This is a genomic window from Ruegeria sp. D3 (assembly GCF_056534465.1).
The window spans coordinates 225417-243965 of the sequence record NZ_JBQFPK010000003.1 but is presented as its reverse complement, the minus strand read 5'-3'; the positions used below and the strand labels follow the sequence as shown (position 1 = coordinate 243965).

Genomic DNA, 18549 nt, shown 5'->3' with positions numbered 1-18549 from the left:
CCTTTCTCATGGCTTCGGTGTTGCCCATCGGGCGGTGAGTTATGCAGTGATCGTCAGCCCAGCCTCCCCACAGACTTCGACAATGTGCTCGTAACCCTTCTTCGAATATTCGTAGGGTGGCGCTTTGGCGGGATCCTGTTCGGCCTCAACCACGATCCAGCCGCTGTAATCCATCGTCTTCAGCGCGTTTGCGACGGCCTGAAAGTCGATGCAGCCATCTCCCGGCACGGTGAAGGCCCCAGCAATGACGGCATCCAGAAAGCTGCGATTGTTCTCGCGCGTATCCTGTACGACCTGCGGGCGGATATCCTTGAAATGCACGTGATGCACGCGGTCGCCCCAGCGGTTCAGGGTGGCCAGCACATCGCCGCCGCCAAACAGCAAATGGCCGGTGTCAAAGCACAGCTTGACCTCGGGGTCCGACCCTTCCATCAGCCAGTTCACGTCGTCTTCGCTTTCGATGATCGTACCCATGTGATGGTGATAGGCCATGGGCATACCCTGATCCGCCATACACTTGGCCAATTCGCTGATCTTAGCGGCGTAGGCCAGAACTTCATCTTTCGACAGTTTCGGGCGGTCGTTCACCGGCGTTCCGATCTGACCCTGAACGGTGTTCGAGCATTCGGCGTATACGATACAGGGGCTGTTCAGCGCCACGAATTGTTCGACCTGTTCGCGCACAGCCTCGCGTTCGGTGGCAAAATCATTCACCAGCGACGCGCCCGAACACCAACCACCGCAAAGCGCAATGTCATTCGCCTCAAGATAGGCGCGCAAACCTTCAGTATCGCCGGGCATCCGTTGGCCGCGCTCAACGCCTGTATAGCCGATCTCACGCGACTCCTTCAGCGCCTGCTCCATGGTGTAGGCAGCGGTCAGATCCGGCAGATCATCATTCTGCCACGCGATCGGAGAGATTCCGATTTTCACGCTCATTTGGTATTTCTTTCCTTGATCGCCAGCTCGTAAGCCGCGCGTTTTTCGTTCACTTCAGGGCGGATGCTGACCTCGGGCACCGCCACTTCCCACCACGTGCCGCCATATTCGGTCGAGGGGTAGGGATCGGTATCGATGACAACCACATACGGCCCCTTGATATCGGCGCGTTTGGCAAGCGCGTCCTCGAGCTCGGCAATCGAGCCGACCTTGACCGAGGTCGCCCCCATCGCCGCCGCATGGGCGGCAAAGTCGATATTGGACGGGTTCTCATGCACCGCATGGTCCAACAGGTTGTTAAACTCGGCCCCACCGGTGCCCATCTGCAGGCGGTTGATGCAACCAAAGCCCCGGTTGTCGGTGATCACCACGGTAAACGAGACACCCATCATCGCGGCCGAGGCCATCTCGGAATTGGCCATCATATAGGTGCCGTCGCCGGTAAAGCAGATCACGTCGCGCTCGGGCTCGGCCATCTTGATGCCCATGGCGCCCGCGATCTCGTACCCCATGCAGCTGAAGCCGTATTCCATGTGATATGCGCCAGGGCGCGGGGCTTTCCACAGTTTGTGCAGTTCACCCGGCATGGTCCCAGCCGCACACATCACCACCGTATCGTTATGCGAGGCGCGCTGGACTGCGCCCACCACCTGCATATCCGTCGGCAGTGCGTTCCCGTCGCCGGGCGCGTCCGTCAGCTTATCGACCTTACCATACCAATCCGCCTTGAGCGTGTCCGAAACCGGATCAGCGCGATAGCCTTGAAGGGCAGCGCCCAACTCCTCCAACCCGACGCGCGCGTCCGATTGCAGCGGCATCGCGCCGTGTTTTTCAGCGTCATAGGCGTTGGTGTTCAGGCACACCATCTCGCGATCCGGGTTCGAGAACAGGCCCCATGACCCAGTTGTGAAATCCTGCAACCGCGTCCCTACTGCCAAAACCAGATCAGCTTCGGCGCAAACATCATTGGCCGGTTCACCCCCGGTCACGCCAACGGGGCCCAGGTTCAACGGATGGTCCCAGGCCAACGCGGACTTGCCGGCCTGTGTTTCGGTGACGGGGATGTTGTGCATCTCCGCAAAGCTCTGCAACGCTTTCGTCGCATCCGAATAGTGCACGCCGCCCCCGGCGATGATCACCGGACGTTTAGCCGCCTTGAGCGCCGCCACTGCGCGGGCCAGCTCACCTTCATCCGGGCGGATGCGGCGCTGATACCAGACGCGGGGCTCAAAGAAACTTTCGGGATAGTCATAAGCTTCGGCCTGCACGTCCTGACAGAAGGAGAGTGTGACCGGCCCGCAATCCGCGGGGTCCGTCATGGTGCGGAAGGCGCGCGGCAGAGCGGTCAGCAGATGTTCAGGTCGCGTGATGCGGTCGAAATAACGGCTGACCGGGCGGAAGCAGTCATTGGCGCTGACCGTACCGTCGCTGAAATTCTCGGGCTGTTGCAGAACCGGATCGGGCCCGCGCGTCGCAAACACATCACCCGGCAACAGCAAGACCGGCAGCCGGTTCACATAGGCCAGCGCCGCCGCCGTCACCATATTCGTGGCTCCTGGCCCGATCGAGGACGTCACCGCCATCGTCTGCGTCCGCCGCTTTTGCTTGGCATAGGCAATCGCGCAATGGGCCATGGTCTGCTCGTTATGGCCGCGATAGGTGGGCAAGCTGTCTTTCACTGCATGCAGCGCCTCGCCCAGCCCAGCCACATTCCCATGGCCAAAGATGGCCCAGACGCCTGCGATAAACGGCTCTCCAGCCTCGTTCAATTGCGCGCCCAGATAGCGCACCAAAGCTTGCGCTGTGGTCAGTCGGACTGTTTTGCCCATTGTGATCCCTTTCAACACAAGGCCAATTTGGCCATTCCAGAATTTTCGTTAAATGTTGGACGCTTGAGCCCAGGGTTGGGTGAACGGCGTTAAACCGTTCCGCCAAGTGAGCCTTCCAGCTGAGCCAGTTCCTGACCACCTGCCATCAGGTCCTGTAACTCTTCTGGCGTGATCTCACCACGTTTTGCAGTGCCCAGAGTCTGACCCCGATTGAGAACGGTAAAGCGGTCCCCCACGGCCAGAGCATGACGCACGTTGTGGCTGATGAAGACAACGCCCACACCTTGACTGCGCACCTTGTCGATGGTCGCCAGAACATTCGAGGTCTGACGCACACCAAGGGCCGAGGTCGGTTCGTCCAGGATCAGAATCTTCGCGCCGAAATGCACAGCCCGCGCAATTGCCACCGTCTGACGCTCACCCCCAGACAATGTGCCAACGGCCTGATCCGGACCACGCAGGTTGATGCCCATTTTGCGCATCTCTTCCATGGTGATCTCATCGGCCAGCTTCTTATCGAAGAAGTTGATCCCGGCCACTTTGCGCGTCGGCTCGTTGCCCATGAAGAAATTGCGGCTGACGCTCATCAGCGGAATCATGGCCAGATGCTGGTGCACCGTTGCGATCCCAGCGGAGATCGCATCGCGCGGGTCTTCGAAGTGCATAGGCTTGTCTTCGAAGAATATCTCGCCTGCTGTTGGCTTGTGCACACCGGACATGGTCTTGATGAAGGTCGACTTGCCCGCACCGTTGTCGCCCAGAAGGCAGTGACACTCCCCTGGTTTTAGGTCAAAGCTGACACCAGCCAGCGCAATGACCGAGCCGAAGTGTTTCTGGATGTCGACCATCCGAATGATCGGCTTTTGATCCTGCGCGTCGCCATGATGGAACTTGGTATCTTCGGTCATCTCAGCGTTCTCCTGTGATGATGCGACGGATATAGGTGTTCAGGATCACCGCGCCCAGCAGGATCACGCCCAGGAACACCCGGAACAGAGAGCTTTCCACGCCGGCAAAGAACAGTCCCTGTTGAACCACACCAAAGATCAGCGCGCCGAGCGCCGCGCCAAGGACCGAGCCATAGCCGCCGGTTAGCAATGCGCCACCGATAACCACAGCAATGATCGCTTCGAACTCCTTCAGCAGACCACGATCCGCGCCGGCTGATCCGAACTCCATCACCTGACAGGTGGCGAAAACCGTGGCGCAGAAGGCCGTGAACATGAACATCAGGATTTTGACTTTGTTGACTGGAACACCCGAGTTCCGGGCTGCCTCGGCATCGCCACCAGCTGCGAAAATCCAGTTGCCGAATTTGGTCTTGGTCAAAAGCACATGGCCAAAGATGATGATTACGATAGCCCAGATGATCAGCATTGGAATGCCGTCCACCACCGGCTGACCCTGACGCGTACCCCGTTCGAAAACCTCGATAATACCGTTGTCACCCAGCCAAACGAACAGGCCCTGCCCGACCTTGCCGCCAAAGATAGATGCCAGCCAATCGCCTTCGGCTGCGTCCTTGATCCCGCCGATGATGGTTTTACGTTCAATCGTCTGTGGCAGGTAAATCGTGAATCCGCGCAGAATGAACAGAAACGCCAGCGTAACAATAAAACTGGGCAGGCCTGTTCGGACAACGATGTAGCCGTTTAGCGCTCCGATGGCGACGCATAGGACAAACGTGATTATGATAGCCATCCAGACCGGCCAGCTCATTGTGACCGAGAAAATAGCAATCATCATGCCCGCAAACCCGATCATCGACCCAACGGACAGGTCAAATTCACCGGCGATCATCAGCAGGCAGGCCCCAACAGCGATGATCATGAACTGAGCCGAAACGACCGACCAGTTCATGACCCCCTGAGCGGTGAACATGCCGCTGTCAAAGGCGAACAGCAGGAAAAAGGTGAATACGGCGACAGTGCCGACCATCCCACCCAATTCGGGGCGGATCAGAGCGCGGCGCAGTGGTGAGATCTCTTTGATCCGTTCGTCGCCGCCTGCCGTGGATTGAACTGACTCAGACATCGTGGTCCTCCCTCGCGCGGGGTTCTGAGTTTTGGGGGGTACAGCGGGCACGCCCAATTGGTGCCCGCCGTGATTGAGAAGATCAGCGGTATTCGCCCGCGAACTCTTCGATCTTGGTCAGACCGTCTGCGGTTACGAAACCGGGGCCCGAGTTGATGTTGTTGCCCGGCAGAACGCCGTAACGGTGGTAGTTGGTCATAACTACAACCGGCAGATAGGCTTGCAGGAAGGGCTGTTGGTCGATGCCCCACTGGATGGTGCCGTCCTTGATACCTTTGACGATTTCACCGCCCAGATCGAATGTGCCGAAGTAGATGTCACCGGCCATGCCGTTTTCCTGTAGCGCCAGAATGGTCGGATCAGCCGAGGTCGGGCCAAGTGTCAGAACAGCGTCGGTGTCCGGGTTAGCCGACAGATAGGCCAGAACCCGGTTCTTGATTTCGGCAGGGTCCTGCCCCGCGTCGATCATCTGCTCGCCCAGTTCGACGCCCAGACCATCGGCGAAGCCCTGACAACGCTCCTGGCTGGATGGCTGTACGATGTAGTGGTTCACGCAGAGGAACGACCCGATGCCATCAGCCTTGGCGCGCTGACCAGCAGCGAGGCCCGCGTCATATTCTGGCTGGCCAACATACATCAGAGCGCCCACTTCGCGCGCTTTCTCAGGCGTGCCGGTGTTCATGATGATAACGTCGATACCGGAATCCACCGCAGCCCGGATTGGACCTTCCAGGATGTCTGGATCGGCCAGAGTGGTGATGATCCCATTCGGGCCAGAGGCAGCCGCCTGATCAATGATCCGCGCCATGTCCGCCAGATCGCCGGTCGGAGGGTTACGGTATTCCACCTCGACCCCCATCTGCTCGCCCGCCAAGGCGATGCCGTTTTTGATCGTATTCCACCAGCTATCGCTGTCAGGGGCGTGGCTGACCAGAATGTACTTCTCGCCCTCCGCAGCCGCGCCGGTCACGGTCGCCAGCGCCATCGCACTGGCCGCCAGAGCGCTTTTTACGAACTTATTCATTTGGTTTCCTCCCATAAGAACAGTTTGTCTTTTTTGCCGGGGTCTCAGCCCCAATCATTCGGACGGACCGAATCTCCTCCACTCCGGAAGCTGACGGAGCTGTTCCCAGTTTCCGTATATCGACTCATTTTGCAACCGGTTTCAAAACATCAGGTAGGGTAACTGCCCGACCAGATCGCAGCGAAAGGGTCGCGGCCTCGGCCATGGCTAGGGCGGCCACTCCATCTGCAAGAGTGACCGGCATAGGTGATGAGTGTTGCGCTGCCCTCACAAACGCATCCCATTCGGCGCGGTACGCTGGCATATAACGCTCAAGGAAAAAATACGTTGGCTTGGCACCTGTGACGCCTTGAGCGGTGGATTTCACCACAGCGTTTTCCAATACGTTGTTGGCTTGCAGCAATCCGTCGGACCCCAACAACTCGATCCGCTGATCATATCCGTAGACCGCACGCCGTGAATTCTTGATGACGGCGATCTGACCGCTGCTGTAAGTCATTGTTACAACAGCCGTATCCACGTCGCCTGCTTGTCCGATTTCGGGATCGACGATCGCGCTGCCAATGGCAGAAATCTGTTCCGGCAACTGCCCCATCAAATAGTTCGCCATATCAAAATCGTGTATCATCATGTCGCGGAACAGGCCGCCAGACACTTTGACATAGCTGATCGGAGGAGGCGCAGGATCGAAGCTAGTGATAGATAGCATCTCGGGCTTTCCGATCTCCCCCTGATCAGCCGCAGCTTTAAGGGCCGAAAAGCTGGGATCGAACCGACGATTAAACCCGATCATCACAGGTTGAGCTGTCTCAGCAACCGCCATTTGACAGGCTTGAGCACGCTCCAGATTCAAATCCACGGGCTTTTCGCACAGAACAGCCTTTCCTGCGCTGGTTGCGGCTTGGATCAAATCGGAATGCGTGTCGGTTGGCGTAGCAATGAGGACCGCATCTATCGAGGAATCAGCGATAATTTCTTCAGAACTGGCCGCTTTGGCACCGTATTGGGTCGCCAGAGTATCCGCCGCCACGTTCACTGCGTCAGAGATTGCCACCAACTCGGACTGGGGATGACCGGCGATTGCATCTGCATGCACACGTCCGATACGTCCTGCTCCCAGTAATCCGATCTTTAGCATGGAGGCCTCCCGAATCCTCTTCTCAGCGTAACAATGTTCATTTTTGCAACCGGTTGCAATGCTTTTTCTCGCGGTCGGGGCATCCGTATCGCAAGTCACAAGCGCTACTCAGACTCGATTGCAGATCGAAGATCGAATGATACCTTCACGATTTCAAACGTTTCGAAGTCAGAAACCTTTCTGAAACCTGGGTGATTCTGGTGGCGCGCCTTCACGCTCCCAAAAAAGCATGGGTGGTGTAAGATCTTAATTTTCAGACACTTACGTATCACTCACCTAAGACGAGGAATTTTTACAAAATTTATGTCATAATGACCCATTGTTTTGTGGGGTGCTGTCAAAATGTTTGATTATGGAATTACATCGAAATTCAGTTTGGGCGGGTTCAATTTCGGAGAATTCGGCGTATCAACCTGGATCGGTCAAATCGTCGGGAACCCGGTTTTCCTGATCATCACAGTGGTTGGATTGTATTTTCTGGCTCGGCTGGTTTTCGCCAAATAGGCACAAGCCATCGCGACAGTGTTGGCAAATCCCCTTGGCTAGTCGCCAAGGGTTCGGTCTTTTTTAGTCAAGACTCAGCCATCAGATGAAGTGGCGCCCACGGGAGGACTCGAACCCCCAACAGCCCGATTAGAAGTCGGATATTCTATCCAGTTGAATTACGTGGGCGCAAGTTCGCTTTTATTGGACAACGCCAACCCATAAGTCAACGCGGTATTTGCGACCCTGACGCGCGACCGAGTTTCAAGCCTTTGGGTTAAGGTCCAATCGCATGAACGCGCTATTTGGGTCTGCCTCATATCCGTAAATCGGTCCGCAATATGCGTAGCCCAGAGCTTCATAGAGCTTACGTGCGGCGTCATATTCCCCAAGATGCGCCGCTCCGGTTTCAAGAACCAATGCCGAAACGCCCTCGGCCCGCGCCAAATTTGCCAGGTGGTTCATTATCTCGCGCGCCAGCCCTTTCCCCCGTTCAGATGAAAGAACATGTACGGACTTCACCTCGGCGGTGCCGTCCGGCAATGTTTTCAGCGCGCCACAACCGACAGGCCTGCTGTCGTTGTACACAGCCCAAAACCGCATGTCCGGCCCGGCCAGTCCCTGCGCATCCATAGTATGATTGCTTTCAGCCGGTCCTGCCGTTTCACTATGTGCAAAGTGAGCCTGCACCAGTTGCTGCACACCATCCGAGGTGGGATCAGCCAGGCGAATGTGGACCATTCAGTGCGTCCAGGGCGCGCGCCGGTCGGTAGCGAAGTTCTCGCCATACCCACGTGCACGCAGATTTGGTTTGCGCTTATGCGGCTCGCTGACAATGGCTTCGATACCGTTGTCTTTGGCGTAGTCCAGCGCCTCTTCCTTGGTATCGAATTTCAGGCGCACCTGTGTCTGCGTATCGGACGACGACGTCCAACCCATCAGCGGATCAACCTCGCGCGACGACGCAGGGGCATATTCCAGAACCCACTTGCGGGTCTTGGCCATTCCCGAAGTCATGGCATTCCTTGCAGGTTGGTAAATCCGTGCGCGCATGTCGCCTCTCCGTACTCGCTTGGCTAGGGGTGTTTATGCGTCAGACGCGCCGCCCGGACAAGCCCGCAATTGTCGCAATTGAAGCGATTGGAAATGCCCCCTTGAACAAGAACAAAAACAGACCAAAATCAGGCCCGAAAGGAATCCCCCCTTATGGCCTATGCACATTCCGACAAGACGCAACTGATCTCTGAAGATGTCCGCGCCCGCCTGAAGCTTGAAGGCGGCAAGGCATTTGTCATGCACACTGATTTTGCGCCCGCAGGGGATCAGCCAACGGCCATCAAGGAACTGGCGGGCGGCGTTCAGGACGGTGAACGTGATCAGGTTTTGCTGGGCGCGACCGGCACAGGCAAGACCTTCACTATGGCCAAGGTGATCGAGGAAACCCAGCGCCCCGCCATCATCCTTGCGCCCAACAAGACGTTGGCCGCGCAGCTCTATGGTGAGTTCAAAGGCTTCTTCCCCGAAAACTCGGTCGAGTATTTCGTCAGCTACTATGACTATTACCAGCCCGAGGCCTATGTGCCGCGCAGCGACACCTACATAGAAAAAGAATCTCAGATCAACGAACAGATCGACCGGATGCGCCACTCGGCCACGCGGGCTCTGCTGGAACGCGATGACGTGATCATCGTGGCCTCGGTGTCTTGCATCTACGGTATTGGCTCGGTCGAGACCTACGGGGCGATGACGCAGGATCTGAAGGTGGGCAGCGAATATAATCAGCGGCAGGTGATGGCTGATCTGGTCGCCCAGCAATACCGCCGCAACGATCAGGCGTTTCAGCGCGGGTCGTTCCGTGTTCGCGGTGACAGCCTCGAAATCTGGCCCGCCCACCTTGAGGACCGTGCATGGAAGCTGTCCTTCTTCGGCGAAGAACTGGAACAGATCACCGAATTCGACCCGCTGACCGGCGAGCGCACCGCGACGATGGAGCAGGTGCGGGTCTACGCAAACTCCCACTACGTGACGCCGAAACCGACGATGCAGCAGGCAATCATCGGGATCAAACAGGAACTGCGCATCCGGCTGGATCAACTTGTTGGCGAAGGCAAACTTCTGGAAGCGCAACGTCTGGAACAGCGCACCAATTTCGATCTGGAAATGCTCGAGGCCACTGGCGTCTGCAACGGGATCGAGAACTACTCGCGCTATCTGACGGGCCGCGCGCCGGGCGAGCCGCCCCCGACCCTGTTCGAGTTCATCCCGGACAACGCCATTGTCTTCGCGGACGAATCCCACGTCAGCGTCCCGCAGATCGGCGGCATGTACCGGGGCGACTATCGGCGCAAATTCACGCTGGCCGAACACGGGTTCCGCCTGCCCTCCTGCATGGACAACCGCCCGCTGAAGTTCGAGGAATGGGACGCCATGCGTCCGCAATCCGTCTTCGTCTCGGCCACCCCTGCCAAGTGGGAGATCGAACAGACCGGCGGTGTCTTCACCGAACAGGTGATCCGCCCCACCGGCCTGCTGGACCCCGAGGTTGAAATCCGCCCCGTCAGCATGCAGGTCGATGATTTGCTGGACGAAGTACGCAAAGTCACCGCCAACGGGTTCCGTACGCTGGTCACGACGCTGACCAAACGCATGGCCGAAGACCTGACCGAATACATGCACGAACAGGGCATCAAGGTGCGTTACATGCACTCGGATATCGACACGATCGAGAGGATCGAAATCCTGCGCGACCTGCGGCTGGGCGCCTTTGACGTCCTGATCGGCATCAACCTGCTGCGTGAGGGGTTGGACATCCCCGAATGCGGTCTGGTCGCCATTCTGGATGCCGACAAAGAAGGGTTTCTGCGGTCCGAGACCTCTCTGGTCCAGACCATCGGCCGCGCCGCGCGAAACGCCGATGGCCGCGTGATCATGTATGCCGACAAGATCACCGGTTCCATGGAACGCGCCCTGAACGAAACCAACCGCCGCCGCGCCAAACAGATCGCCTATAACGAGGAACACGGCATCACGCCCGAGACGGTGAAGAAGAATGTCGAGGACGTTCTGGCTGGGCTTTATGAGGGCGACGTCGACATGAACCGCGTCACCGCCACCATCGACAAACCGATGCACGGCGCGAACCTTGAGGCGCATCTGGACGGCCTGCGCGAACAAATGCGCAAAGCTGCCGAGAATCTGGAATTTGAAGAGGCCGCCAACATCCGGGATGAGATCAAACGTCTGGAAGCGGTCGATCTGGCCGTCGCCGACGACCCTATGGCGCGGCAATGGGCGGTCGAGAAGGCCTCGGAAGACGCAGTGAATGCGCGCGGACGGTCAACGGCTGGCAGGCCGGGCCAGCGGGGTGGGAATGTGAAGCGGAGGAAACGGTAGACCGTTAAAGACGTAATTCAAAGATGCCGCGCATGGCGAAATTTGATTCTGCCACCTTGCCCAGCTGCGTTCTGTAGCTAGGTTCAGGTTATGCGAGCCGTTTTGTTATTAATGATCCTCAGCACCCCTGCCTACGCGTGGGATGCAACCGTTGGTCAAATTTGCACGCTTTCGCACGAGACCGACGCAGCGAAAATATTCCTTACCTACGAGCCGTCCAAGCCGCTTTATACAATCACCGTGACCCAATCGAACTCTGATTGGACACAGACCCCGTGGTTCGCAATGCGCTTCGAAGGATCGTCCCCGATCGAAATTGCCACATCCCACCATGTTCTTTCCGACGACGCAAAGTCATTGACGGTTACAAATACGGGTTTCGGAAACGTTCTTGATGGGTTGGAGTACAACCAAATAGCCTACGCATTCACACAGGATCATGTGGCGACATTCTCGCTGGACGGCGCTGCTGACCCGGTGCGGATTTTCCGCGAATGTGCTGGGGCTCAACTGTCCTAACCCATCCGGAATATGACCATTCCTGATTTTTGCCTCAGCGCGTTTCCACGGTATTTAGTTTGATTGTATAAGTCTCGAACGCCTATACCCCGCGCGAGTGTTTCTCGCGCGGGTCCGTGCTCACCCCTTATCCCAATGGGCAATCACATCATACCCAACTGGTGAGGGAGGGCCTTCCATAAATTCAGCAAAATGCCCCCAGAGCTCGGCCACTTTCGAGGCGTTCGCGTTCGATGTTTCCTCACTCTCGACCACCGAGATCACATAGCCTGAACCGTCTTCATTCATGACATTGGTAAAGCTGTGCATGCCGGGCATGCCCATAATTTCGGATTTCAGTGCATTCATCTTCTCAGTTGCGGCGTCACGGGTGCCGGGCTTCATTTTAAATTGAGTAATTCGCGCAAACATCATTTTCCTCCCTCATGGGACGAGATTGCGCTGTGCTGGGTTTATGCAACCTCGCCAAGAACATATTAACACGCCGCCAAATAATCTCATATTGAGAGTTTGTTTTTCGAGGTAATTTCAACTTTAAGCCTCAGCAATTTGCGACGGCTGACACTTCACAGTTGCAGCCCGGCGCTCTCTGCTTCACGTTTGAAATCACAAATTGTGATTCCAAAAGGTTGCCATGACGAACACCTTGCCCAGCACGCATGAGGTCCAAAGCGCCATTCACCGCGTGCGTGGCACCCGCGTGGTGCTGGCCGAGGATCTGGCACAGTTCTATGGAAAATCCGTCAGCGCCTTCAATCAGGCCGTGTCGCGCAACAAGGACCTGTTCGAGGGCTACCGCTTTCAACTGACCGATGCCGAAGTCGCCGATTTGCAATCACAAAATGTGATCTCAAAACCCAAGGGCCGCGGCGGGCGGCGGGTCAATCCTTGGGTCTATACCGACTACGGCGTGGCCATCGCCTCGGCCCTGTTCAAGGACCCGCGCGCGATCAGGATCACGCGGATGATTACCGAGGCCTTTGTCGACGGCGCGAATGCTTTGGCCGAAACCCCGCGCAGCGCGCCGGAAATCCTGCCGCCCGAGGATGCACCCGCCCCGCTGCTGCCCAATGGTGAGCAGTTGCGCGATCTGGCCGAAAACATCCTCGATTCCGGGCAGCAGAGCCTTGTGGATTACATCGCCAACCCAACCACCAAGCGCCAGCAGGCCGTGGCGGCGATCATGAAAACCCTGGCTGAGACCGCAGGTGAAGAGGTCCGCACCCAACAGGAACGCCTGCGCCTGCGCATTGCCGAGCGTCTGGCTACCGGTGACTATGCCAATGATGATGACCGCAAACAGTTGCTGGAATTGCTGCAGGCGATGAAGGGTTAAACCCCCAGCTCTGCCCGCAACTTTTTGGTCAGCTTCGCAACGACCAGATCATAAGAGGTCACGATATGTTCGCGCAGCGACGCGTCACTCATCCCGCGTTCCTCGTGTACCTGCAGCCATTTCATCCCGCGCGAAGCCAAATAGGGCGCTGGGCGGATACCGGGCTCGTCGCTTAGAACCTCAAAGGCGAGATCGGTGGCTTTGAAGGTGAAAGCATCCTGGCCATTGTTCCAGCCGCAGATCGCAAACACCTTGCCGCCCACTTTCCAAACATCCGCATCACCCCATTGCACCACATGGGTGGTCGCTTTGAGAGTGTCGCAGAAACGGTTGAACTCGTCGCGGGTCATGCAGGGATCAGGGGCGCAAGAATTTGGCGTTACCGACCTGTTTCTCCGCTTGCAAAGGCGTCTTTACCGCGCTTTGTCGGCCAGAGTCGCATGCGATTCCATCTGCATCCGGGTCATTGCGCAAATGATAGCCAGGTTGCCCTTCGTAATACGGACCGGGCAGGATTTTTTGCGCCGCGTGGCACCCTCCGACAAGCGCAGCAAGGTGAAACACGGCCTCTTCCCGCTCAAAATCCGATGTGCGTATGAACACGCTCAGCGCAATCGCCGCAGTTGTGACCGGAAGCATCAGAATCATCAGCATAATCCGAACCGGTGACAGCGCCCTTTTACGGGTCACTTCCGCACGCCGCTGGCGTTCTGGGCAGGTCGGATCGGTAAAGACCGGACGCAGGGAGGATTCTCGGGTCGTCATACGGTCTGAGTATACACGGTTTGCGGCAATTCCGAGCCCCCTGAGTCCGAACACGAGTGATTAAGTTTTGGTGATCGGAACTGTCGCGAACCGAGACATCAAAGGTTAAAGTAATTTGGACCAGAGCAGGCGGGGCACAGAATGACAGAAACGAACCCTTTTCGAGCCGTAGATGATTACGCCCGAAAACTGGCCTACGACCTTATTGCGTCGGCGACCTTCGGGGCGTTGGCGGTAAACCGCCCGGATACAGGGTTGCCATCTGTCTCTCGGATCGCGCTGGCCATGGCACCAGATGGGTTGCCCATGACGCTGATCTCTGCGTTAGCCGATCATACGCGCGCCCTGACCGCATATCCAAACTGCGCCATTTTAGTTGGTGAACCCGGCGACACCGGCGATCCGCTGACCCATCCGCGTCTGACCCTGCATGCGCAAGCCGGATTTGTCGTGCCCGGTACACCTGAACACTTTGACCTACGTGACAGCTACCTAAGCCAACGCCCAAAAGCCAAGCTGTATGTCGATTTTTCGGATTTCAGATTTGTCCGCTTTGCAGTCACTGACGCGCTGTTGAATGGCGGTTTTGGCAAGGCATGGCGCCTTGCCCCTGAAGATATTCGAGCCGATCAACGCACAACATGAACCGCACACGCCGCGTGCCGCACAACGTGGTTCGCCGTAGAGCCCAACAGCAAGTCCTGCATACCTGGGCGGTGCGATGCCATAATGATCAAGTCAGGTTTATGCTCACTGGCCCAATCCAGGATAGTACGGCCTGAATGCCCCTCGATCACGACACCCTTTGCATTGGGCAATTTGGCGGCAAGGCTGTCCAACTCGGCCTGAAGCGCTTTACGCGCCTCGGTCAGATACTCGGGTGGCATGTACGAGATCGCATAGTTGGGGATATGTTCAACCACGTGAAGCAGAGTGACCTGAGCATCTGGTGTTGCCAAAACCTCTGCCAGTTTCAAAGGGCCGGAAATATCCCGTTCTGCATCAAAGGAAATCGGGACCAAAATATTGTGATACATGACGCGTACCTCCGTTTCATTCATCGGAAATTTGCACCAATACCAAGGGGTCGGCTTTGATTTAGGTCACTAAGTACCAAATGTTTCGGCAACGTCATACATCACCGGCTCGAAGCTTTTGCACATTTCGTTTATTCTACGATTGCGGTCGCGCATTTCCGGCGTGCGTAGCATGGCCAGGAAATCCTCGCGCCGTTCCCATTGCGAATAGTTGGCAATCCGGGTTTGTGCATCATTGACATGTAAACCTGCGGCGATGAACCCCGGCTGCTTGGAAATGAACTCGGCATAGGCATCGGTCAGCGCTTCAAGCAGGTCATGACATGTGCCCGGCGTCATCTCGAATGTGGTGATTACGGTCTGGACGCTGGCATTTTTCGCGATGTGCGGCATCTGGAATCTCCCTTGTTCTGGTCGAGCCTAACACAAGTTCTAAAAAGGTCCCGGGGTTTCCTGAACGGTGCGCCACAAACCGGTAATTGCAAAAAAGTAAGAATAACTAACGATCCGTTAACCATGCTGCCCGATGCTTTGCGCATGTTCCGGCTTGGCTGTCTTTTTGCTCTGTTGTTTATGGCGTCCCCCGCGTGGCCCGGCGCCTGGCTGCGCGCCAAGGACTCGGCATTTGCTGCCGCGTCGGTCACAGTTTTCAAAGATGACTACGGGTACGACTATAAGTCAGCTCTGTATGCGGAATGGGGGTACCGCGAGAACCTGACACTGGGTTTCGACTTTGAAGAAAACCGTGACATTTATGGGCACGCCACCGCTTTCGCCCGCGTTCCGGTTGCCGATTTGAAAAATATAGGGCGCTTTGCAGCTGAGTTCGGCGTCGGAGTGCATCACCGACACCGTGACGCATGGGCCCTTTACAAGGCGACACTGTCCTACGGCAAAGGTTTCCAGACTGGCTGGGGCAGCGGGTGGGTCGCAATTGACACAACGCTGGAATACCGAACTCACGATGCGCTTTTCAGAAAGCTGGATATTACGACCGGTCTGTCCGCACCCAGATTGCTCAACCCGCTGTTGCAGATAGAAACATCCTATCGCTCAGGGGACCCGTTGTATTGGCGTGTGCGCCCTTCAGTCATGATCCGCAAGCAGGACAGACCGACAACATGGGTTCTGGGGTTGGAACGAAAAGATGCCCGCGATGATACGGGCATCAAGGTCGCAATATGGGCGGATTTCTGAAACCCGCAGATCAGACCTCCATTCGGATCATGGTAGACACCGTTCCGCGAAGTGACTGCGACCAGCGAAGGTTGATCACGTCATTGCCTGCACCTTGCTCAAGTTGGACATAAGGCGTGTCATGCACGATTTGCCCAAAACTATTCCTTAGCGGCCCCAGGACTGTGACCGCATCACACCCACGTGCTTTTCCCCCAAATGGTAAACGCCCTTGAGCCCAAACTCCCCACACTTGCGAGTTTGAGTTCTGCGAAAACCGCAAACGCAAAGGATTTTCGACCTTGGTCCTAACGCCGTGAAACGTGTTGTCCCTGACACTTACGTTCAGATGCCTAAAATGGTTCAGCCCCGCAAAAGTCGTGTCCACGCGTTCAGCCCGATCAATAGTCCCGTTGACCGACCGGAATTTGTTCCCAGCAATGACGACTCCATTCAGGAAATGCCCGGGGCCATGCGGGCGGATCACGATATTGCTGAACCACGGCGCAACCTCGTTGCAGTAAAAGATATTGTCAGTGATGGTCATGGCACTGAACGAAAACCCGGCCGTGTAAGTCGGGTTCGCATCCCTCTCGTTCGTCCATTGCACAAAACAGTTGTCGACGTAGTTCTCGGAAATGGTCGAGCTGTTATATGTGCCAATCATGACAAGCCCTGCGCTGCGCACGCCTTGGGCAATACTGTCCCCCTGGAAGAAATGGTTACCAAGCACCAGGTTGTTTGTCCCCGCCAGAACAGCGAAACTTTGGAACCTGACAGCTCGGTTGTGTCGCAATTTGACGTCATTGGCCGTCGCATTCAAGGCAATAGACCTGCGGTCCGGCACATTGAACGACTCCTCGCTCGACAGGAACTGACAATTGTCAATCAGCATTCCCTGACATCCCGTTCCAATCGAGGTGATGCCCCGGTCCTTCGGACGGCTTATGAAACAGTTGGCCACCGCAAAGGTACTCCCGGACGGAGCAAGCCGGATCGCGCTACAGCGACCGTTGCACTGAAACTCAATCTCCTCCATGCCGAACTTGCGCAGAGTGCCAAAGCCGATGAAATCCAAAAGATACTTGAACGAATAAAACGTGAAATTTTGGGTGCCAGCGGCGTCAAAAATGGGGGCGTTCAACCTAATTTCACCCGCGCCCACGTTTTTGGACCGGACATATATTTCGCGACCAACGCCGTTTCCCTGAACCAACGCACCAACTGGTATATTGGCCACATTGGCGACATTGGTCAGGCGAGTCGGGTCCGAAGGGTTATAGGTGGCGACCGAAGTGAAAGTTTCGGTATCCCAAGCCGAATTGCTTTTCACATCAAACTGGCCGTTTCGGATGACGCGGCGCGTGGAAAAACCACTCTGTCGGTTTGGAACCGCCGCAGCCATATCTATCGGACCGTTGACCGAAATTTTGCGCCCACCCATGTCTAGCGATTCATGATCCGAATTGTTCAGCAACGCCTGAAACGCTTTTTTAAAGGCCAGCTCTTCGTCCCCAAAAGCCGTGATGTAGGCGGGCAGATCAAAGTTTTTCGTCAGTAGCAACATCTTGTCCTCAGGCATTGTGACAGTGCCTTCAAACTCGATCTCAGAGGCGATGGTCGTGTTTTGCGTCAGCGCATATGTCCCTTCTGACACGAAAACACGGCGCCCGGCCGCCGCCTGATCAGCAGCCACAAATGCAGCCGTATCATCTGCGACGCCATCACCAATCGCACCGAAGTCACGCACATCCACAAGGCTGATCATATCGCGTAGGAAAACACTTGTGACATCGGTGATCTCGATATCATCAACGCGAACAACGGCACCGTTTGACCCGACCAAGTCCAATCCGAAGTGGCCGTACAGCGCTGCGACGCCCCACGGCATATCAACACCGTTGCGCTGACCCGTGCCAACAATCGCGGTGATTTCCTGAACCCTGCCATATCCCGAAAGCTGGGTTGCGGGGCCTTGTTCGATCACTCCTGTCACATGCGAGTCACCTGCACCCCCTGCCCATGCGGCGATCCGAACTTCGGGCAAGGGGCCGCTGATCGCTTTCAACCTCGCTTTGATCTGAAGATAACACCCCGGCTGCAAAGGTGTCTGACCCATGTACCGCAGCTTTTGCGTGGCGCTGACCTTCAGGATCTCGAGACAGCCGCCAAAATCCGCATCCGCAGGAACGAACGCGCCAGTGCCCGATCCGTCATAAGTGGGCGACCCCGGCGTGCCGTCTCCGCTGGACCAGACGTTCAAACCGTTTGCGAAAGCAGGCGGCATGAACACCATGCCGTCGGTGATTGCCTTGTTCATAGAAATCCCTTTCCCAATCGCGCCACAGCCAAAAGCTACGCGCATTAACCCAGTGTCCGGGGGAATGCCCCGAACGCATAAGTCTGAGTAAGGAAAAGGAATTAACCGACGCTCATGCCAGCGCACGTTGGTGTTGCATCAGGCCGACGGATCGCCGTTACCCAGAAGCTGCACGCCATTGATCTTCCAGCCGTTTTCACGCTGCACCATCTGATAGTCCAGAATATGCACCCGGCCGTCGACGTCGGTGATCATCACCTTCTGCCACAGCAGCCCCGAGACTTCGCGGAGTTCCAGAAACCGCACATCCGACGGACGCCAAACCATCGGATAGCCGCGCTTGACCATCACGCCGAAATTCTCGGGCGTCTGAAACAGACGTTGGATGTTGGGGCTGGCAAATGTGAACGCAGTGGCGAAATCATCCGCCTGAAACGCCTGTATCTGGGCGGCGATATTGGCCTCGATCTCGGCATTCTGGGCAAACGCACCCGTGGCCAGACCGGCACTCAGGGACAAAGCAAGCAATAGTCGACGCATGGGGCTACCTCCTAAA

General features: G+C 56.7%; 21 protein-coding genes and 1 tRNA gene. 6 read left to right on the top strand and 16 right to left on the bottom strand.

The genetic code is table 11. The annotated features are described in order from the left end of the window. Positions 1 to 39: 39 nt before the first annotated feature. The 6 genes from iolE to iolG all read right to left on the bottom strand — a co-directional run bounded on the left by iolE (position 40) and on the right by iolG (position 6964). Positions 40 to 939, bottom strand: a complete 900-nt coding sequence (gene iolE / locus ACR0DX_RS06040) for a myo-inosose-2 dehydratase (protein WP_170724099.1) — start codon at positions 937 to 939, stop codon at positions 40 to 42. Beyond that, positions 936 to 2768, bottom strand: a complete 1833-nt coding sequence (gene iolD, locus ACR0DX_RS06035) for a 3D-(3,5/4)-trihydroxycyclohexane-1,2-dione acylhydrolase (decyclizing) (RefSeq protein ID WP_170724098.1) — start codon at positions 2766 to 2768, stop codon at positions 936 to 938. Before iolD ends, iolE begins: the two co-directional genes overlap by 4 nt. An 89-nt stretch (positions 2769 to 2857) precedes the next feature. Beyond that, positions 2858 to 3676: an ATP-binding cassette domain-containing protein gene (locus tag ACR0DX_RS06030; protein ID WP_170353423.1), complete on the bottom strand. Its 819-nt coding sequence runs from the start codon at positions 3674 to 3676 to the stop codon at positions 2858 to 2860. 1 nt (position 3677) lies between these two features. Next, the gene (locus ACR0DX_RS06025) at positions 3678 to 4802 is read right to left on the bottom strand and encodes an ABC transporter permease (protein WP_170353424.1); all 1125 of its coding nucleotides are present in this window, start codon (positions 4800 to 4802) and stop codon (positions 3678 to 3680) included. Positions 4803 to 4884: 82 nt separating this feature from the next. After that, positions 4885 to 5787 (bottom strand): sugar ABC transporter substrate-binding protein, encoded by a 903-nt coding sequence (locus tag ACR0DX_RS06020; protein ID WP_234899385.1) that lies wholly within the window; start codon positions 5785 to 5787, stop codon positions 4885 to 4887. Between the two features lie 163 nt (positions 5788 to 5950). Continuing rightward, on the bottom strand, positions 5951 to 6964 hold the full coding sequence (gene iolG, locus ACR0DX_RS06015) for an inositol 2-dehydrogenase (RefSeq protein ID WP_170353426.1): 1014 nt from the start codon (positions 6962 to 6964) through the stop codon (positions 5951 to 5953). A 342-nt stretch (positions 6965 to 7306) separates the two neighbouring features. Between iolG and ACR0DX_RS06010 the strand changes: the two genes are divergently transcribed. Beyond that, positions 7307 to 7468, top strand: a complete 162-nt coding sequence (locus ACR0DX_RS06010) for a hypothetical protein (RefSeq protein WP_170353427.1) — start codon at positions 7307 to 7309, stop codon at positions 7466 to 7468. Between the two features lie 91 nt (positions 7469 to 7559). On the opposite strand, the gene ACR0DX_RS06005 is transcribed toward ACR0DX_RS06010, so the two are convergent. The 3 genes from ACR0DX_RS06005 to ACR0DX_RS05995 all read right to left on the bottom strand — a co-directional run bounded on the left by ACR0DX_RS06005 (position 7560) and on the right by ACR0DX_RS05995 (position 8500). Next, a tRNA-Arg gene (locus ACR0DX_RS06005) sits at positions 7560 to 7636 on the bottom strand. Between the two features lie 75 nt (positions 7637 to 7711). After that, positions 7712 to 8188: a GNAT family N-acetyltransferase gene (locus ACR0DX_RS06000; protein ID WP_170353428.1), complete on the bottom strand. Its 477-nt coding sequence runs from the start codon at positions 8186 to 8188 to the stop codon at positions 7712 to 7714. Beyond that, positions 8189 to 8500, bottom strand: coding sequence for an ETC complex I subunit (locus ACR0DX_RS05995; protein ID WP_170353429.1), 312 nt, complete (start codon positions 8498 to 8500; stop codon positions 8189 to 8191). 153 nt (positions 8501 to 8653) lie between these two features. Between ACR0DX_RS05995 and uvrB the strand changes: the two genes are divergently transcribed. Both uvrB and ACR0DX_RS05985 read left to right on the top strand, forming a co-directional pair. Then, complete coding sequence (uvrB, locus tag ACR0DX_RS05990; protein WP_170353430.1) at positions 8654 to 10840, top strand: excinuclease ABC subunit UvrB; 2187 nt, start codon at positions 8654 to 8656, stop codon at positions 10838 to 10840. 111 nt (positions 10841 to 10951) lie between these two features. Beyond that, positions 10952 to 11359: a hypothetical protein gene (locus ACR0DX_RS05985; RefSeq protein WP_170724097.1), complete on the top strand. Its 408-nt coding sequence runs from the start codon at positions 10952 to 10954 to the stop codon at positions 11357 to 11359. A gap of 120 nt (positions 11360 to 11479) precedes the next feature. On the opposite strand, the gene ACR0DX_RS05980 is transcribed toward ACR0DX_RS05985, so the two are convergent. Further along, a complete protein-coding gene (locus ACR0DX_RS05980) occupies positions 11480 to 11770 on the bottom strand; it encodes an antibiotic biosynthesis monooxygenase family protein (protein WP_170353432.1) in 291 nt (96 codons plus the stop codon). 223 nt (positions 11771 to 11993) lie between these two features. Between ACR0DX_RS05980 and ACR0DX_RS05975 the strand changes: the two genes are divergently transcribed. After that, positions 11994 to 12695 (top strand): ORF6N domain-containing protein, encoded by a 702-nt coding sequence (locus ACR0DX_RS05975; protein ID WP_170353433.1) that lies wholly within the window; start codon positions 11994 to 11996, stop codon positions 12693 to 12695. Here the strand turns inward: ACR0DX_RS05975 and ACR0DX_RS05970 are convergent. Together ACR0DX_RS05970 and ACR0DX_RS05965 are read right to left on the bottom strand one after the other, a co-directional pair. Beyond that, the gene (locus ACR0DX_RS05970; RefSeq protein ID WP_170353434.1) at positions 12692 to 13045 is read right to left on the bottom strand and encodes an MmcQ/YjbR family DNA-binding protein; all 354 of its coding nucleotides are present in this window, start codon (positions 13043 to 13045) and stop codon (positions 12692 to 12694) included. The two genes, ACR0DX_RS05975 and ACR0DX_RS05970, sit on opposite strands and share 4 nt — an antisense overlap. Before the next feature lie 7 nt (positions 13046 to 13052). Continuing rightward, on the bottom strand, positions 13053 to 13460 hold the full coding sequence (locus tag ACR0DX_RS05965; protein WP_170353435.1) for an excalibur calcium-binding domain-containing protein: 408 nt from the start codon (positions 13458 to 13460) through the stop codon (positions 13053 to 13055). A 141-nt stretch (positions 13461 to 13601) separates the two neighbouring features. Here ACR0DX_RS05965 and ACR0DX_RS05960 point away from each other — a divergent pair, with 141 nt between their 5' ends. Then, positions 13602 to 14105, top strand: a complete 504-nt coding sequence (locus ACR0DX_RS05960; RefSeq protein ID WP_170353436.1) for a HugZ family pyridoxamine 5'-phosphate oxidase — start codon at positions 13602 to 13604, stop codon at positions 14103 to 14105. Here ACR0DX_RS05960 and ACR0DX_RS05955 read toward each other — a convergent pair. Continuing rightward, positions 14090 to 14497, bottom strand: coding sequence for a universal stress protein (locus tag ACR0DX_RS05955; RefSeq protein ID WP_170353437.1), 408 nt, complete (start codon positions 14495 to 14497; stop codon positions 14090 to 14092). The two genes, ACR0DX_RS05960 and ACR0DX_RS05955, sit on opposite strands and share 16 nt — an antisense overlap. Before the next feature lie 69 nt (positions 14498 to 14566). Continuing rightward, positions 14567 to 14890 (bottom strand): antibiotic biosynthesis monooxygenase family protein, encoded by a 324-nt coding sequence (locus tag ACR0DX_RS05950; protein ID WP_170353438.1) that lies wholly within the window; start codon positions 14888 to 14890, stop codon positions 14567 to 14569. Between the two features lie 123 nt (positions 14891 to 15013). Between ACR0DX_RS05950 and ACR0DX_RS05945 the strand changes: the two genes are divergently transcribed. Next, on the top strand, positions 15014 to 15694 hold the full coding sequence (locus tag ACR0DX_RS05945) for a hypothetical protein (protein ID WP_480845475.1): 681 nt from the start codon (positions 15014 to 15016) through the stop codon (positions 15692 to 15694). 10 nt (positions 15695 to 15704) lie between these two features. Here ACR0DX_RS05945 and ACR0DX_RS05940 read toward each other — a convergent pair whose 3' ends face one another. Both ACR0DX_RS05940 and ACR0DX_RS05935 read right to left on the bottom strand, forming a co-directional pair. Continuing rightward, a complete protein-coding gene (locus tag ACR0DX_RS05940; RefSeq protein WP_480845473.1) occupies positions 15705 to 17993 on the bottom strand; it encodes a glycosyl hydrolase family 28-related protein in 2289 nt (762 codons plus the stop codon). A gap of 138 nt (positions 17994 to 18131) precedes the next feature. Then, positions 18132 to 18533, bottom strand: coding sequence for a DUF4864 domain-containing protein (locus ACR0DX_RS05935; protein ID WP_170353440.1), 402 nt, complete (start codon positions 18531 to 18533; stop codon positions 18132 to 18134). Positions 18534 to 18549 lie beyond the last annotated feature (16 nt).